At 50.1% G+C, this 15,484-nt stretch carries 17 protein-coding genes; 12 read left to right on the top strand and 5 right to left on the bottom strand.

Translation table 11 applies throughout. The annotated features are described in order from the left end of the window. Positions 1–6: 6 nt before the first annotated feature. From INP77_RS04045 to INP77_RS04010, 8 genes are all read left to right on the top strand, one after another. Entirely contained in the window at positions 7–717 is a 711-nt protein-coding gene (locus tag INP77_RS04045; protein ID WP_228518683.1) for a TonB C-terminal domain-containing protein, read from the top strand. 93 nt (positions 718–810) lie between these two features. Beyond that, a complete protein-coding gene (locus INP77_RS04040) occupies positions 811–2,436 on the top strand; it encodes a putative porin (protein ID WP_194747414.1) in 1,626 nt (541 codons plus the stop codon). Between the two features lie 9 nt (positions 2,437–2,445). Next, positions 2,446–3,120, top strand: a complete 675-nt coding sequence (locus INP77_RS04035) for a hypothetical protein (RefSeq protein WP_194747413.1) — start codon at positions 2,446–2,448, stop codon at positions 3,118–3,120. A 49-nt stretch (positions 3,121–3,169) separates the two neighbouring features. Continuing rightward, positions 3,170–3,856: a CAAX prenyl protease-related protein gene (locus INP77_RS04030; protein WP_194747412.1), complete on the top strand. Its 687-nt coding sequence runs from the start codon at positions 3,170–3,172 to the stop codon at positions 3,854–3,856. Positions 3,857–3,975: 119 nt separating this feature from the next. Continuing rightward, entirely contained in the window at positions 3,976–4,935 is a 960-nt protein-coding gene (locus tag INP77_RS04025) for an EpsD family peptidyl-prolyl cis-trans isomerase (RefSeq protein ID WP_228518682.1), read from the top strand. A gap of 142 nt (positions 4,936–5,077) precedes the next feature. Next, on the top strand, positions 5,078–5,392 hold the full coding sequence (locus INP77_RS04020) for a Crp/Fnr family transcriptional regulator (RefSeq protein WP_275357170.1): 315 nt from the start codon (positions 5,078–5,080) through the stop codon (positions 5,390–5,392). Positions 5,393–5,782: 390 nt separating this feature from the next. Continuing rightward, positions 5,783–6,334 carry a bacterioferritin gene (locus tag INP77_RS04015; RefSeq protein WP_194747409.1) on the top strand — a complete coding sequence of 184 codons (552 nt, stop codon included), beginning with the start codon at positions 5,783–5,785 and terminating at the stop codon, positions 6,332–6,334. A 39-nt stretch (positions 6,335–6,373) separates the two neighbouring features. Next, positions 6,374–6,595, top strand: a complete 222-nt coding sequence (locus INP77_RS04010; protein WP_194747407.1) for a hypothetical protein — start codon at positions 6,374–6,376, stop codon at positions 6,593–6,595. Positions 6,596–6,840: 245 nt separating this feature from the next. Here INP77_RS04010 and INP77_RS04005 read toward each other — a convergent pair whose 3' ends face one another. The 5 genes from INP77_RS04005 to INP77_RS03985 are packed head-to-tail and all read right to left on the bottom strand — an operon-like array spanning position 6,841 to position 11,368. Then, on the bottom strand, positions 6,841–8,238 hold the full coding sequence (locus tag INP77_RS04005; RefSeq protein WP_194747405.1) for a DUF4350 domain-containing protein: 1,398 nt from the start codon (positions 8,236–8,238) through the stop codon (positions 6,841–6,843). Next, positions 8,231–8,977 (bottom strand): ABC transporter permease, encoded by a 747-nt coding sequence (locus tag INP77_RS04000; protein WP_194747403.1) that lies wholly within the window; start codon positions 8,975–8,977, stop codon positions 8,231–8,233. The genes INP77_RS04005 and INP77_RS04000 overlap by 8 nt, the downstream gene beginning before the upstream one ends. Before the next feature lie 14 nt (positions 8,978–8,991). Then, positions 8,992–9,624 (bottom strand): response regulator transcription factor, encoded by a 633-nt coding sequence (locus INP77_RS03995; protein WP_194747401.1) that lies wholly within the window; start codon positions 9,622–9,624, stop codon positions 8,992–8,994. A 15-nt stretch (positions 9,625–9,639) separates the two neighbouring features. Beyond that, entirely contained in the window at positions 9,640–9,993 is a 354-nt protein-coding gene (locus INP77_RS03990; RefSeq protein ID WP_194747399.1) for a hypothetical protein, read from the bottom strand. After that, positions 9,980–11,368: a sensor histidine kinase gene (locus INP77_RS03985; protein WP_228518681.1), complete on the bottom strand. Its 1,389-nt coding sequence runs from the start codon at positions 11,366–11,368 to the stop codon at positions 9,980–9,982. The genes INP77_RS03990 and INP77_RS03985 overlap by 14 nt, the downstream gene beginning before the upstream one ends. Before the next feature lie 292 nt (positions 11,369–11,660). Here INP77_RS03985 and INP77_RS03980 point away from each other — a divergent pair, with 292 nt between their 5' ends. The 4 genes from INP77_RS03980 (at position 11,661) to INP77_RS03965 (ending at position 15,410) form a co-directional block, all read left to right on the top strand. Beyond that, positions 11,661–13,457 (top strand): methanol/ethanol family PQQ-dependent dehydrogenase, encoded by a 1,797-nt coding sequence (locus INP77_RS03980; protein ID WP_194747397.1) that lies wholly within the window; start codon positions 11,661–11,663, stop codon positions 13,455–13,457. Between the two features lie 98 nt (positions 13,458–13,555). Further along, positions 13,556–14,398 (top strand): methanol oxidation system protein MoxJ, encoded by an 843-nt coding sequence (gene moxJ, locus INP77_RS03975; RefSeq protein ID WP_194747395.1) that lies wholly within the window; start codon positions 13,556–13,558, stop codon positions 14,396–14,398. Positions 14,399–14,435: 37 nt separating this feature from the next. Next, entirely contained in the window at positions 14,436–15,050 is a 615-nt protein-coding gene (moxG, locus tag INP77_RS03970; RefSeq protein ID WP_228518680.1) for a cytochrome c(L), periplasmic, read from the top strand. Positions 15,051–15,134: 84 nt separating this feature from the next. Next, positions 15,135–15,410: a methanol dehydrogenase [cytochrome c] subunit gene (locus INP77_RS03965; protein ID WP_194747393.1), complete on the top strand. Its 276-nt coding sequence runs from the start codon at positions 15,135–15,137 to the stop codon at positions 15,408–15,410. The last annotated feature ends 74 nt before the right edge of the window (positions 15,411–15,484 follow it).

The following is a 15,484-nucleotide window of genomic DNA, read 5'->3' as shown; positions in this document are numbered from 1 at the left end:
ATGGCGATGGAAGATAACCTTTCCACTGACACGCCGGTACATCTCGCACGGCTGTGGGCGACCCGCATCCTGATTGCTGTATTGGTGCTGGTCGTCTTGGCTGGCATCGCTTATGGCATCAAAAAACTGTTTTCGGGTGGGCCGACGCAGAAAAAGCAAATCACTACTGTGAAATTGCTACCCGACACACCGCCGCCACCGCCGCCACCGCCGCCACCGCCTAAAGAGCCGCCCAAGGAAACGCCGAAGGAGCAGCCGAAAGAAGCGCCTAAAGAGCCTGAGCCCAAACCGGTTGAAGCACCGCCTGCCGAGAACCTCAAGATGGAAGGCGCTGCGGGAGATGGCCCAAGTCCCTTCCAGTCCGGTGCCGTGAATAATGAGTACAAGGGGGGCGACGTCACCACTGGCCCCAAAATTGGCGGCAAAAAGAATATGGCTGCGTTTGCCTGGTTTACCAACAAGGTTGATGCGCAAATCAAGAAAGCGCTGGATGCAGAAAGTGGACTGAGCAAAGTGAAGTATCAGGTCGATGTCAGGGTGTTTTTAAATGCCCAGGGCGACATTGATCATGCGGAATTGATTGACTCCAGTGGTGATGCTGAAACCGATGCCTTGATCCGCAAAGTATTGAGCCGGATTCCGCCGTTGAAAGAGTCTGCGCCAGAGGATATGCCAAGAAAGGTCATCGTCAGAATGGCCTCGAAAAACATGTCATGAAGTACGGAACACACAACAGCGTTAATTACTATTGATCGCAAGCCTCGCAGTAAAGAGCCTCTTGGTAAAGAGCGAAAGTAACTAGGGAAAGATATGAAGATAAAAGCAAAGAACTGGATGATTCCATGGCTGGTGGCCGGCCTGTTTAGCACACAAGCCCAGGGTGTACTCGCCGGTGAGCGTGAATCACTGGAAGAGGTGCGTGCCACCACCATGAATTTGATCGAGTTGCTGGTACAAGAGGGTGTACTGTCTAAAGAAAAAGCGGATGCTTTGCTCAAGCAAGCGCAAGCTGCCAAACAAAAAGCACAAGAAGAAGCGGCCAGTGTTGCCGAATCTGCAGCACCAGATGCGCCAGCTGCGGCGACGCAATCGAAAGCGATCCGCGTGCAATATGTGCCTGAGCATGTCAAAAACGAAATGCGTGCTGAGATTGAGCAAGAGGTGATGAAAAAACTCAATTACAAGGCAGGCGAGCGGTTAGGGATTCCAGAGTGGATTGATCGCGTTGAGTGGACGGGGGCTCTGCGTTTGCGCTACCAGGAAGATATGTTCAGTGATAATAATGTGACGCCTGCAGATCTTGCTTCTAATAATAGGCAATATATGCAAGTCAATAACACCAGTGAAGACAGACAGCGTCAGCGTATTCGCGCCTTGTTTGGCGCTAATCTACATATTAATGACTGGTTGAATGGTGGTATTCGGTTTACCACTGGTATGCTACAGACGCCAGTGACTCCAAACCAGACAGAAGGCTTCTCGCAGGGTAAATTTATCTTTGGGCTGGACAGAGCTTTTCTTGAGGCTAAACCCTATGATTGGTTAACCTTAACAGGCGGCCGGTTTGCCAACCCATTCTTTACTGGCAATCAGACGTTCAACACAGACTTGCTCTGGGATCCTGATTTGGCATTTGATGGCTTGGTAGCGAGAGTCAATCCTAAACTTAACCAACACTGGCAACTCTTCTCAACAGCAGGAGCTTTCCCTATTGAAGAGATTGAAAGTTCAGATACCAACAAGGCTCGCGATAAATGGTTATATGCCGCGCAAGGTGGGATTGAATGGACCTCTGATAACAACAGTAAGGTGAAGCTTGGCGTTGCCTATTATGATTTTAAAAACGTTGAAGGTAAGCCGAGAGAGTTTGTTGGAGATACACGCTATGACGCGACTGTTCCTCTCTGGCGACAAAAGGGGAACAGTACCTTTAAAATGAATCCGTTTGGAAATAACTGCGGCAGTCAAAACAATCCTTCACTTTGTGGGCTGGCCTCGCAGTTTCAGCTAATCAACTTTACTGGTGAGGTCGACTTGGCAGTTTTCGATCCTGTCCATGTCATTTTGCATGGGGCCTATGTTAAAAATATCGGCTTCGATCAAGAAGAAATATTGCGTCGAACCAACACATTATATGATGAGCAGGATGAGGGGTATGAGTTTGCGCTCATGGTTGGGCATCCAATGATTAAAAAACTGCATGACTGGCAAGTGTTTGGGGGATATAGGCGTCTTGAAGCTGACGCTATGTTGGATGGTTTCACCGACTCTAACTTCCGTCTTGGTGGCACAGATGCCAAAGGCTTTTATTTGGGCGCACAGTACGGCTTGGGCAAAAATGCCTGGTTATCTTCCAGATACGTCAGTGCCGATGAAATTTCTGGTTTGCCATTCTCTGTGGATACCTTTTTCCTCGACTTTAATGGCCGGTTTTAAAGGGACTGTATGAAACTCATCTCGTCACTCCTGCTGAGCCTGAGCTTGATTGGACTCTGTGTAGAGCCAACGGCTGCTGCAGAAAAGCAGGACAAATCGGCCAAACGTGCCGCCATCCTCATGCAAAAAATGAAGCAGGATTTGGAGGCTGAAAAATCTGCCCTGCAATCGCAGTTTGAGCAAGAAAAACAGGGCTTGTCGCAAGCCTTGGATCAGGCACAGTCTGCACAGCGCTCGCATTCGGCCAAATTGCAGGGACAGCTGAAACGTAACCAGCAATTGCAGTCTGACAATCAAAAGCTATTGCAGGAAAAAGACGCGTTATCTGCACAACTCAAACAGCTGCAAACACAGCTCGCCGAAAAAAACCAGCAACTTGAGGCGGCCGAACAACAACTCAAGCTTGCACATGCGACGCAAGAGAGCAGCGAGCAGCAACGCAAACAACTGCTTTCCAAAGTGAGTGACAGCCACCAGAAGCTGACCAGCTGCGAAGAAAAAAACAGCCGTTTGTATGCGTATGGGCATGAGTTGGTGGATTTGTATGACAATGCCAGTTTTTATCAAAAAGTGCTGCGTTCAGAGCCGTTTTTTCAATTAAAGCGGGTTGAACTTGAGAATATCCTTCAAGAAAAGCACAGTCAGTTACTGGAAAACAAGGTCGACAAAGTTGCAACGCCTTAAGTGGCTTCCAGCATAGGCAGGTAGACTGTTTGATGATAGGCTTACCTGCATGATGCATTTAATTGATCACTGGTTCACGCGCGCAGAATGTGCGCGCATCTTTCCGTTTATCGGCTTTATTTTGCTGTTGGCCCTGCAGCCTTGGTTAGTGGATCTCTTCACTGCGCTGGGGGTGGTTGGGCAAGCGGCGTATTTGTGTCGCTGCTTGCTGGCCTTGGCGTGCCTGTTCTACTTTAAAACCGATTATCGCGAGTTGACCGACAAGCCTGCGCGCGCGCAGATCGGGCTTGCCTTACTGGCGGGGGTGCTGGTGTTTTTGCTGTGGATTGCGCCTTACCCAGTCTGGTTGGGCGGGAGCGAGACACAAGCCATCGTGGCGATGCCTATGCAGACTGGGACGGACTTGTTCTGGTTAGCTTGCCGTTGGGCGGGTTCTGCATTGGTGGTGCCTGTAATTGAAGAATTGTTCTGGCGTTCGTATCTGATGCGCAGGCTGGATGCGAACGATTTTCTGACTGTGTCACCTGCCGCAGTCACGACTTATGCAATCCTGCTAAGTAGCGTATTATTCGCTGTGGAGCATCAACTCTGGTTTGCAGGGCTGTTGGCAGGATTGGTATATGCCTGGTTATACCGTCATTTCCAGGTGCTCTGGGTCGCAATCATTGCGCATGTCACCACCAATGCTCTCTTAGGGGCGTGGGTAGTGTTTGGTGACCATTGGCAATATTGGTGAACCGAGTGTGTAAGCGTTTGTCTTGAACAGCGCGTCTTGCTCAAGACGGCGGATTAAAAACCGTTATCAGGTTGCGAGTGATCGCAACAGAAGTTAAAAATAGCGAATATTAAAGGGTGATGATGAAAAAAATCGCATTGATCGTACCAGCACTGATGCTGGTAATGGCTGGTTGCAGCAAACATGATGAAGCCAGTAAAGGCGGCTCCCAGGTGGTTGCCAAGGTGAATGGCAGCGAAATTACTGTGCATCAGTTGAATTTTGCCTTATCCAAACTGGGCAAGCTGGACCAGTCGCAAGTGAAAGCCGCATCTGAAAAAGTGTTGCAGCAAATGGTAGACATGGAATTGCTCAAGCAAAAGTCTGTGGACGAAAAGCTTGACCGTGACCCGAATGTGTTACAAGTGCTTGAGGCCACCAAGCAGCAAGTGCTGGCGCAAGCCTATATGCAAAAAGTGGCTGCTAAACAGGGCACCCCATCTGCAGCGGATATCCAGAAGTTTTATGACACGCATCCTGAATTATTCAGCGAGCGTAATGTGTATGTGATCCAGGAATTTGCCGTGAAAGATGGCACGCAACACGTCAGCGAAATTGAAGCAGGCATTAATGCTGCCAAGACGCCTGAGGAAATTGCGAAATGGCTGCAAGACAATAAATACGTCTTTAACGTGAATGCCAGCCGCAAAGCCGCCGAACAGTTGCCACTCGAGTTGCTCAAGCAGCTTAACGCGTTGAAAGCCGGTGATACCTTGGTGGTCAAAAGTCCACAAGCGCTGGTTTTGCTGTATCTGGCCAAAGTCGATCGCCAACCGGTCAATTTTGACAATGCTAAACCAGTGATCCAGCAGTTCCTGGTCAACTCGGGACAGCAAACACTGATCAAGAATGAAGTTGCGAGTTTGCGCAAAGAGGCCAAGGTCGAGTTTTATGGCGACTTCTCTAAAATGACCCTGAACGCTGACACCACTGCGCCTGCAGTCCCGGCAGCCAAACCAGAACCTGCAGCGGTTGCACCAACATCGCCAACAGATGCTACACATAATCAGGCGATTGAAAAAGGCCTGTCCGGTTTGTAAGCATTGACTTGCCAACCGGGCGGCAGACCTGTCGCACCAACAAAAGCCCCGCATATTGCGGGGCTTTTGTTTTAATGGTGATCACTGAACGGGCCTGACTTTCAAGATGATATCTAGCCTAGCTGCCCACAATGAATTAATTGTGGATGAAAACTTAGTTTCTGTTGGACAACGAAATGCGACCGAGAGGATCGCTCTATTGTTCATTAGTTTATACAAACGGGCAGCTCAACTTGGATTAGTCGAATCCAAAGGATTTGATTTTCCAATGACTCAACAACACATCGCTGACGCGATGGGATTGTCATTGGTTCATACGAACAAGTCGTTGGCAAAACTTAAGAAAATGGATTTGTTTGAGTTTGATGGTCAACGATTGATCATCAAACAATATGAGAAACTTAAGAAGCATGCAGACTACTATTCCTTGCCTTTAAGACAAAGGCCATTAGTCTGAATCATTACGCATGGACCCATGCACAAAAACGAAAGATTGAAGCACTCGTTTCAATTGGTGGCATCCTTCACAGTCAATAAAGCCATTCCTACAAGGTTCAATCGACCTTTTTCACAGTTGTTTAGTTAGACACAGACGCTATGAGCGTTATCCAGGTGGTATACGACAGTGGATTCTGACAGTACTTTGCCCTTTTTGCCGATAACAAGCATCCACAAAAAAAAGCATCATGCATATAACGCTCAATTTTCACTAAATCATTTTAGTTGTCTTAAATCACTAAGGAGAATGCAATGGGTAAATACGTGTTGGCTTGGCTTTTGGGAGTGCCGGGGCTTTTATTGCTGATTATTTATTTCTTTTTCCACTAATTTTTTGAGGTGTAAGTGAATGAAAAAAGATACAAGAAAAAGTAGTGCTTCATTGAATTTGGACATTAAAAAAATCAAAGAGAATGCAAGAAAACATGTAGAAGACGGCGCAAAGACCTCTTCATACAAAGGAAACGTTGATGAGGTGATCGCATTACTAAACGCTTCTTTAGCAACAGAAATTGTGTGTGCACTTCGTTACAAACGCCATTATTTCACCGCAACTGGCATCCACTCCAATTCTATTGCGAGTGAATTTAATTTACATGCACAAGAAGAGCTATCCCATGCAGATCTGATTGCTGAGCGTATCGTTCAACTTGGCGGAGAGCCAGATTTCTCACCAGAAACCTTAACACTTCGCAGTCATGCCGATTATGTACCATGCCTGGCATTGAAAGAAATGATTAAGGAGAATTTAGTGGCTGAGCGCATCGCAATCGATACATATCATGCATTGATCCGTTATATCGGCGATAGCGACCCGACAACGCGTGTAATGTTAGAAAAGATCCTCGCTCAAGAAGAAGGGCATGCCGATGAATTATCAGATTGGCTCAAGGTTGCTTAGCTTGCCAGCCTCAGCATTTTATTTTTTAGGAATTAGAAAATGAAATTCTGTTCACTTAAAACTAGTATCTTTGTAATGGCCACATTGATCTCAATAACGGGCTGTAAAAAGCATGAAAATGCTGAGGCTTTAGGCAGACAAATAGATAATAAAGTCGAAAAAGCAGGAGAAAAAATCGACGTTACACTAGAGCAGTTCTCTATAAAGGTTGACGAGGCAAGAGAAGCAATTAAAAATGAAATTGAAAGTGACCACGATTAGAATTGGTATGACGACTTTAACTCCACAGCGTGTTGAATTTGTATAAAGGCCGATGGGTGACAAAGTGGGCTTTTATCTTTGGATATTTCTAAGCGTATGGTAAACCTGATACTCACAGGAGACCAATCTCTGCGTGGTGCAGCCCGTGTAGGGCGGACTCGTTTACAGTCCGCAATCTCACTGATGATCTTGCGGTTATCAAGCGTCCTCTCAATCCTCTGAACGCACTAACCTTTAACCTTACCTCAAGCGCGCTGTTTTCTGCGCCAGGCCCAGCCGCCAGCGAGCAGCAAGGCCAATGGCAGCCCAAACTGAAACCCGTTAAACAGCAGCATGAGCCAGGTACGCTGCGTTGGTAATGCAATCACGGTATCGCGTAGTGGCGTCACCGGCAGGCTGACGCTAGGCTGGTTATTTACTACCCATTGCAGGCTTTGCAGACTGAGTGCCAGGTTGCCGCCGCGCTGGATTTGCTGGTTAGAAAAAAAGTCTGGGCTTGCGATGACCAGAATGCGTTGTTTGTTGCCCGAGGCTAGGGGTTTTTCCAGCGCCAGCATCAGTGTGGCCGGGCCGGGCGTATCTTTGGTGGCATTAAAGGTCATGGCGGAGGGCGCCGGATGGGCGGGCTGATAGCTTGCGCTCACCCAGCCTTGCTCTGCGGCGGCCACTAGCGGCAGGCTTTGCCACGGGTCATTCGGGATGCGCTGGTGTTCTATCGCATGCGCCTGGGTGAAGAAGGTGCGCAAGGCAAATTCCTGGGTCGGTCCGCGGGCGCCATAGCGCTGGGTACTTAAATCATGCAGGGGAATATCAAACTGGCGATTGACTGGATCAATGACTATGCCTGGGCTAATGGTCAGGCGCAGGTCTTCTGCCAGTGCTTGCAAGCCTTGTGCCTGTGGCGAGGCGGTGAGCCAAACCAGGTTGCCGCCCTGTTGCACATGTTGGCGAATCGCCGCGATTTGTGCAGGCGAGTAGGATTTGTCGCTCCCGGCCAGGACCAAACTTGGTAAGGTTTTCGCCGGTGTGGCTGGCAGGTCTCCGGTCAAGACGGGGATGCCTGCGTTTTGTAGGGCTTGTGCCAATTGGCTCAAGCCAGTGCCATGCGTGTCATGCAATGCATGGGCCACGAGAAATTGCAGCGGGGCGCGTTCGCCATGCTGCAGGCTGAGCAAGGCATTGGTAAAGGCTTCTTCGGTGTAAGGCAAATACAGGCGCTGCTGCTGGCCGGCATAGCGGATCAGCATTTCGCCTTCTTTTTTTATTTGCCATTCTCTGGCCAGCGTAGGCGCGGTGACCGGATCAATAAATTGCAGGTGTATGTCGCGGTGTTGCTGCTGATAGCGCTGCACCAGCGCCACAATCGACTTGCGGAAATAGCGGCCTTTGAACGGGCTGTTGCTGCAAAAGGCGATAATCTCTATGCGCCCCGGCAGGTCATGGAGAACCTGCTGGCTGGCGGCAGATAAGGTATTACGATGATTGTGTGTTGTGTCTGCCGTGGCATGAAACTGCCAGCCCAGCCAGCCCAGTCCCAGTGCCACAATCAGCAGCGCAGGCACCACCAGTTGATGCTGCCACCAGTGAGCAAGGCGCTGGTTGAAAGGAGGGGCGGTGGAGGTGTCTTTGGTTGTATTAGCCATACAGTCGGTCCGCATGTAAACGCCGGATCGCCAGCAGCACAAAAAAGCCGGCAAACAAGACAAAAAACAGGATGTCGTAGCTATTGAGAATGCCCAATGCAAACTGGCGGTAATGTTGCATCAGTGAAAAATCATGAAACAGGGCCTGGTGGTCGTCGCTGAAAAACTTGTCCAGTAACAGCCAAAAAGTCAGCGCGGTCAGGCTGCAGAATGCTGCCAGGATAGGGTTGGCGGTCAGGCAAGAAATATAGAGCCCGAGCGCACTGCTGGCTAGCATCAATAACCATAAGCCAAACGCATGCGTGAGCAGATAGGGCAGGTCAATTTCTGCCCAGGGCAGCAGCAGCGCGATCATCAGCACCATGCTGAGAATTAACAGGCTCAAATAGCTGAGGATGCCAAGCAGCTTGCCCAGGATCAGTTCAGTCATGCTGAGTGGTGCACTCATGAGCAAGGCCATGGTCTGGTTTTTGCGCTCCTCACTGATCAGCTTCATGCTTACCAGCGGCACCACAAACAGCATCAGCACGGCTGCCACACCAAACACACCTTCTGCCATAAACTGGGTGAGGCCGATACGCTGTACCTGCCAATGCGCGCTTTGCATGATCTCGAAATACTGGTTAAAACTCAGGCTGTAATAAGTGCCAACAATGGCCTGAAAGATGGCCAGCACCAGCCAGCCCATGGGTGTGGCAAACAGGCTGCGTAATTCTTTGCGGGCAATGATCAGTATCATGGGCAACCCTGCGCTTACAAGCCCTTGATAATGCCAAAACGCACGGCAATATGCACCAGCTGGCCCGTGGTTTCGACGCCCAGCTTTTGCCGCACACTGGTCTGGATATTGGCGACGGTTTTGTAGCCAATATGCATGGCCTTGGCAATTGCCGCCAGCGCCTCGCCTTGGGCAATGCGTCTGAACACCTCAAACTCGCGTGGCGAGAGTTTCTGGATCGGGTTTTCCTGGCTTTCCAGGTGATACATGGACAAACTCTGCGCCAGTTCGTTATTGATATAGCGGCCGCCCTTGAGGATTTTCTGCACCGCTTCCAGCACTACTTCTGGCGGCTCAGTTTTGGTCACATAGCCGCGTGCGCCTGCTTGAATCGCACGCGTGGCATAGATGCAGTCATCATGCATGCTAAAAATCAACACGCGCATCTGCGGCTTGCGGTGCAAAATGCGTTTGAGCGTTTCCAGCCCCCCTATGCCAGGCATGTCCAGATCGAGGATCAGCAAGTCCGGGTGGTTTTTTTCCACCAGCAGGCAGGCTTCTTCGCCGCTCAATGCATCTTGCGTGACCTGGTGGTTGGCCTGCTCCAACATGGTCCGCAAGCCTTGTCTGAGCATGGCGTGGTCATCTGCGATCATTACTTTGGCCATGACGCGTACGACTCCTTACTTCTTGTTGGCAAAGGTGATGTTCACACATTTGTCGTTGGCAAATGTGAGTTCGGCGGTATTGAAATATTTATTCGGCGCATATTGAATCTTGCCCTGGTAATACCACATTTCAACGCTGTCACCTTCGCCTGCCGTCGCTTGACCTTTTTCCTGCAGGATCTGGTCAGCGTTATGGGGTTTAACGGCCACTTCCTTTTTCACCGGTTTGCCCAGTTGCTCTTCGACAAATTGGCGGGATTTTCCGCTATAAGCCTGCAAGAAGGGTTGCTCTAGCGTGTTGAGGTCTTTGGCTGCGAGCGAAAAAGGGAACAGCAGTACGATCAGGCCTTGCCATTTAGGATGTTGCATAGTCATTGACTCCCGGGTTGGTGGGTAAGGAAGAGGCAGGCAAAGCCTGCGGGTGTGCCTGCAAGGGCAATAGGCCGGTAATCAAGGTGCCGGCTTGCAAGCCACTCATGAGCTTGAAGCTGCCATGCAGGGATTCGATGCGTTCGCGCATGCCGACCAGGCCGACGCCTTCGGTGGCCAGTGAAGTATCCATGCCTTTGCCATTGTCACGTACTTCAATCTGTAACCACCATTTGTCCTGACGCTGGATCACCTGCAAATCGATCCAGACTTCGGTGGCCTGGGCGTGACGTGCAATATTGGTCAGCGCCTCTTGCGTCACGCGAAACGCCACGATATTGATATCTTCGTTTAAGGCATGCTCGCCGGTATCCAGCATCAAATGGCAATCCACGCGCGGATTGAGTTTTTTCCAGTCACTCACCAGTCGCTCGATGGCCCCGACCAGGCCCAGTGAATCCAGCGCGGGTGGGCGCAGATGCTTGATCAAGGCGCGGATGGATTGCTGGACGTGTTGCGTATTGGAGGCGATTCTGACCGCAATCACATGCGCCTGCTCTGGCGTGCTTTTTTGCAGGGTGAGTGCATCCATACGGATCGCCGTCAGGTATTGCCCGGTTTCGTCATGAATCTCGCTGGCAATATATTTGCGCTCATGCTCTTGCACCTGCATGGCATGGCGCGCCAGCACACGGTTTTCTTTCAGAGTACGTTCCAGGTCCTGCTCGACTAGGCATTGCTCGGTCATATCTACCAGATACCCATGGATTTGAGCGGCCTGGTTGTCGCTGGGCGCCATGTAAACAAAGCGGGCACTCACATAACACGGCAGGCCATCCGGGCGGCGGATTTGCAGCTTGTTGAAATTGATTTCCTGCTGCTGTTGCAATTGCACAATAAATGGCAGCCAGTCAAAGCTGAACAACTCACGTGTATTGCGGTTGTGGCTCAGTGGGCGGCAAATACGCTCAAAGGCGCGGTTGTGCATGCCGATGTTGCCTTCCAGGTCCAGCACTACATTCCCGGTCAAATCTCCATCAAACAGGGTTTTATAGAGCTGCTGGCTGCTACTCAGACGCGCCTCGGTCTGTTTGCGGCGCTGGATTTCGGCATGAATCTCACGCCAGCGGCGCTGACTGAACCACACACTGAGCAACACCAATACAAACAGGGTCAGTGGGACTTCGTCTAATTGCGCATATTCATAGGTGAGTAGCCAGGCGTTCACACGTTCTGCCAGGTCGAATGCGGATGACAGCACAAAAGTGACGGCCACGCCTGCGATCACGATAAGCGTGTCACGACTGGCCCGACTGAGATGGCCGAGCTGATGAAATACCCTAAAGAATGGCATAGACCAATGATATGAATGCATGACTTGAAAGATCCACTCAGTCAGCGCAGAGCACATCTGCTATTGACGGTGTTGGCGGTCAATTTGCGCCAAGTGAATGTGCGCCACTATAGACCACATCCTTAAGCTGGCTGTAGTGAAAGATTCCCGTTGTGGGGTGTGATGCGATGATGAATTCTTGAATAGATGATAGGGAATGTTTCATCTATTGCCAATGTTACAAATTATTAACAATTTCGGTCGTGAAGTGCAGCATTCGGGGGGGTGACTGCAACAACACATCAAACTCATTCTTGAGAGATTAGGAGATCGTATGAAAAACAATTCAACACGTGCCATTGTTGGCGCTTTGGTTGGAGGCTTGTTTGCCAGCGTTTCTGGTCTGGCATTTGCGGATGCTGACCTGGACAAGGCATTAAACACCCCAGGGGCTTGGCCTGTGGCAACCGGTGGCTATTATAGCCAGCACAACAGCCCGCTGGCACAAATTAACAAATCCAACGTTAAAAATGTGAAAGCAGCCTGGTCATTCTCTACCGGTGTGCTCAATGGTCACGAAGGTGCGCCATTGGTCATCGGTGACATGATGTATATCCACTCCGCTTTCCCAAACAACACTTATGCTTTGAATCTGAACGATCCAGGCAAAATTGTTTGGCAACACAAACCTAAGCAAGATGCTTCTACCAAAGCAGTGATGTGCTGTGACGTGGTAGACCGTGGTCTGGCTTACGGCGCGGGTCAAATCGTGAAGAAACAAGCCAATGGCCATGTACTGGCATTGGATGCCAAAACCGGTAAGGTGAACTGGGAAGTGGAAATGTGTGATCCGAAAGTCGGTCAGACATTGACACAGGCACCGTTTGTCGCCAAAGACACGGTCTTGATCGGTTGTTCTGGCGCTGAGCTGGGTGTGCGTGGTGCGGTTAACGCACTGGACCTGAAAACAGGTGAACTGAAATGGCGTGCGTTCGCAACCGGTTCTGACGAGTCCATCCGTTTGGCAAAAGACTTCAACAAAGAAAACCCACACTACGGTCAATTTGGCCTGGGCCTCAAAACCTGGGAAGGCGATGCCTGGAAAATCGGTGGCGGTACTAACTGGGGTTGGTATGCTTACGATCCTAAGTTGAACCTGTTCTACTACGGTTCCGGCAACCCAGCACCATGGAACGAAACCATGCGTCCTGGCGACAACAAGTGGACCATGACTATCTGGGGTCGTGACCTCGACACCGGGATGGCGAAATGGGGTTACCAAAAGACACCTCATGACGAGTGGGACTTTGCTGGTGTGAACCAGATGGTACTGACTGACCAACCTGTTGACGGCAAGATGACACCGCTGCTCAGCCACATTGACCGTAACGGTATCTTGTACACGCTGAACCGTGAAAACGGCAAGCTGATCGTGGCTGAAAAAGTCGACCCAGCCGTGAACGTGTTCAAGAAAGTGGACCTGAAATCAGGCACACCAGTGCGTGATCCAGAGTTTGCAACCCGTATGGACCACAAAGGCACCAACATTTGTCCATCTGCGATGGGCTTCCACAACCAGGGTGTTGACTCTTACGACCCAGAAAGCCGTACTTTGTACGCAGGCCTGAACCACATTTGTATGGACTGGGAGCCGTTCATGCTGCCATACCGTGCCGGTCAGTTCTTCGTCGGTGCAACTCTGGCGATGTACCCTGGCCCGAATGGCCCAACCAAGAAAGAAATGGGTCAGATCCGTGCATTTGACTTGACCACTGGTAAAGCCAAATGGACCAAGTGGGAGAAATTTGCAGCTTGGGGCGGTACTTTGTACACCAAAGGCGGCCTGGTTTGGTACGCAACACTGGATGGTTACCTGAAAGCGTTGGATAACAAAGACGGTAAAGAGCTGTGGAACTTCAAGATGCCATCTGGTGGTATCGGATCTCCAATGACTTACTCCTTCAAGGGTAAACAATACGTCGGCAGCATGTACGGTGTCGGTGGCTGGCCTGGCGTTGGTCTGGTGTTTGACCTGACAGACCCAAGTGCTGGTTTGGGTGCGGTTGGTGCGTTCAAAGAACTGCAAAACCACACACAAATGGGCGGTGGCCTGATGGTGTTCAGCCTGTAATTCAAGTCCTGAACCTGTTGATGTAGTGTGCAGGGTGGCCGTTTGTCGCAAGACGGGCTGGTCACCCTGTTCTCAGCCCTAGAGTGAAGAGAGCAAATATGTTTCCTGATGTAAAAAGAGTCCGTGCTGGCTGGGTAAGCGCCTGCCTCACGTTGGCATTCAGTCTGTTGGCGTTGCCTGCCGTGGCTGCAAATGCACTCAATATCTGTGCTGGTAAGTCCGAGCTGCCTTTTTCAAATGACAAGCAAGAGGGCTTTGAAAACAAGATTGCAAATGTGATTGGCAAGGCCATGAATCTGCCAATTAACTATTTCTGGTGGACCAATCCACTCACCCTGCAAAAAGACATGGAAGCAGGTAAATGTGATGTGTTGATTGGCACCGATCCGAATGATCCGCGTGTGCTGACGACCAAACCTTACTATCGTTCAGCTTACGTGTTTATCACACGCAAAGACCGTGAAATTGATGTGACCTCCTGGGATCATCCCTACCTCAAAGAGAAAAATTTCCGTATCGGTGTCATGCCGGATAGCCCCGGTAAAAACATGTTGCTGCAAATCAATCGTTTTGACGACATGTTTGACTACTTTACTGAAATCCAGAATTTTCAGTCCACCCGCAACCGTTACATCCACGTCGAGCCGTCACGGCTGGTGAATGATGTGGCCAATATGCATTTGCATATGGCGATGTTGTGGGCGCCAGAAGCTGCGCGTTATGTGCGTGCTTCCGAAGTGCCGTTGAATATGGTGATCGTCGAAGATACCGCCAAAAAAACCAACGGTGAAAAAATCCCCATGCACTACAACGTGGTCATGGGCGTCAACAAGCAGCACCCCGAGCTGGTGGATGCTTTGAATCGTGTCATTGATGCGCATGGCGCAGAGATTACTGCCATCCTCAAGGATGAAGGCATTCCTCTGTTGAGTCTGCATTAAGTCACTGTATTTTGTTAATCAAGTTTTGGAGTTTGAATTGAAAGAATCTCAACAACCGCATTTACGCCGCCTGCGTCAACCGCTGACCATGGCTTTGGGTCTGACGGGTTTGGTCATGGCTGCTTTTCTGACGGTGGCCTGCGCCAAAGATGAATCTGCTGCGAGTCCTTCTGCGGCTAAAGCAGAGGCGCCTGCCACCCCAGCCACTGCCGTGCATGTCTCGTTGAAAGATGGTCCGCCATTGGAGTTTCGTGGCACGATTTCGGGGGATGTGCTGGAGATCGCACCGATGGACGGTGAGACCTTTACCCCTGAAGCCAAGCATTTTTTAGCCACCGGTGAAAACCCCTACCGTTCCGATCCTGAAGCCATCAAAAAAGGCTATACGATTTTCTCAACCGCCTGTTCTGGTTGCCATGGTCACCTGGCTGAGGGCAAGTTAGGTCCGGCGCTGGCAGATGAATACTGGACTTATCCTAAAAATCAAACCGACAAGGGCATCTTTGAAACCATTTATGGTGGGGCGAACGGCATGATGGGGCCACAACAGGGCCGTCTGCAAGTGGATGAAATTATTCATATCATTGCCTGGATTCGTCACCAGGAGGAAGAGAACCTTAAAAACGGTGGCGCGGCAACGCCTCACGGTTAAACGACTTACCAGAGGGTTAGGCTGGTGGGCCCTCTGATAATTTAAAAAAATACACCAGCTAATTTGTGATTAAGGAGAAATGTGATGAAACACGTAATGACATTACTGGCCGTGGCTGGTGTGTTGGCAGTGTCCAATCAGGCTCTGGCTTACGATGGTCAAAATTGTAAAGAGCCAGGTAACTGCTGGGAAGCCAAACCCGGCTATCCGGAAAAAATTGCGGGTTCCAAATACGACCCAAAACATGATCCGGTGGAACTCAACAAACAAGAGGAAGCCATCAAAGCCATGGATGCACGTAATGCAAAACGCATTGCAAACGCCAAATCCAGCGGCAACTTCGTATTTGACGTGAAGTAATCTTAAATTCCCCCCAGGAGACTGACATCGTTTCCGGTGTCAGTTTCGTCCCCCGTTTGCATGTGACATACCGG

The organism is Methylophilus sp. 13 (assembly GCF_015354335.1).
Taxonomy (GTDB): Bacteria; Pseudomonadota; Gammaproteobacteria; order Burkholderiales; family Methylophilaceae; genus Methylophilus; species Methylophilus glucosoxydans.
Note: the sequence above shows the minus strand (reverse complement) of the source record. Positions and strands in the feature narration are given on the sequence as shown.

Excerpts from the sequence above, each read along its gene's own strand:
- INP77_RS04045 (WP_228518683.1), top strand. The coding sequence starts at position 7 with ATGGAAGATAACCTTTCCACTGACACGCCGGTACATCTCGCACGGCTG.
- INP77_RS04040 (WP_194747414.1), top strand. The coding sequence starts at position 811 with ATGAAGATAAAAGCAAAGAACTGGATGATTCCATGGCTGGTGGCCGGC.
- INP77_RS04035 (WP_194747413.1), top strand. The coding sequence starts at position 2,446 with ATGAAACTCATCTCGTCACTCCTGCTGAGCCTGAGCTTGATTGGACTC.
- INP77_RS04030 (WP_194747412.1), top strand. The coding sequence starts at position 3,170 with ATGATGCATTTAATTGATCACTGGTTCACGCGCGCAGAATGTGCGCGC.
- INP77_RS04025 (WP_228518682.1), top strand. The coding sequence starts at position 3,976 with ATGATGAAAAAAATCGCATTGATCGTACCAGCACTGATGCTGGTAATG.
- INP77_RS04015 (WP_194747409.1), top strand. The coding sequence starts at position 5,783 with ATGAAAAAAGATACAAGAAAAAGTAGTGCTTCATTGAATTTGGACATT.
- INP77_RS04010 (WP_194747407.1), top strand. The coding sequence starts at position 6,374 with ATGAAATTCTGTTCACTTAAAACTAGTATCTTTGTAATGGCCACATTG.
- INP77_RS04005 (WP_194747405.1), bottom strand. The coding sequence starts at position 8,238 with ATGGCTAATACAACCAAAGACACCTCCACCGCCCCTCCTTTCAACCAG.
- INP77_RS04000 (WP_194747403.1), bottom strand. The coding sequence starts at position 8,977 with ATGATACTGATCATTGCCCGCAAAGAATTACGCAGCCTGTTTGCCACA.
- INP77_RS03995 (WP_194747401.1), bottom strand. The coding sequence starts at position 9,624 with ATGGCCAAAGTAATGATCGCAGATGACCACGCCATGCTCAGACAAGGC.
- INP77_RS03990 (WP_194747399.1), bottom strand. The coding sequence starts at position 9,993 with ATGCAACATCCTAAATGGCAAGGCCTGATCGTACTGCTGTTCCCTTTT.
- INP77_RS03985 (WP_228518681.1), bottom strand. The coding sequence starts at position 11,368 with ATGCATTCATATCATTGGTCTATGCCATTCTTTAGGGTATTTCATCAG.
- INP77_RS03980 (WP_194747397.1), top strand. The coding sequence starts at position 11,661 with ATGAAAAACAATTCAACACGTGCCATTGTTGGCGCTTTGGTTGGAGGC.
- moxJ (WP_194747395.1), top strand. The coding sequence starts at position 13,556 with ATGTTTCCTGATGTAAAAAGAGTCCGTGCTGGCTGGGTAAGCGCCTGC.
- INP77_RS03965 (WP_194747393.1), top strand. The coding sequence starts at position 15,135 with ATGAAACACGTAATGACATTACTGGCCGTGGCTGGTGTGTTGGCAGTG.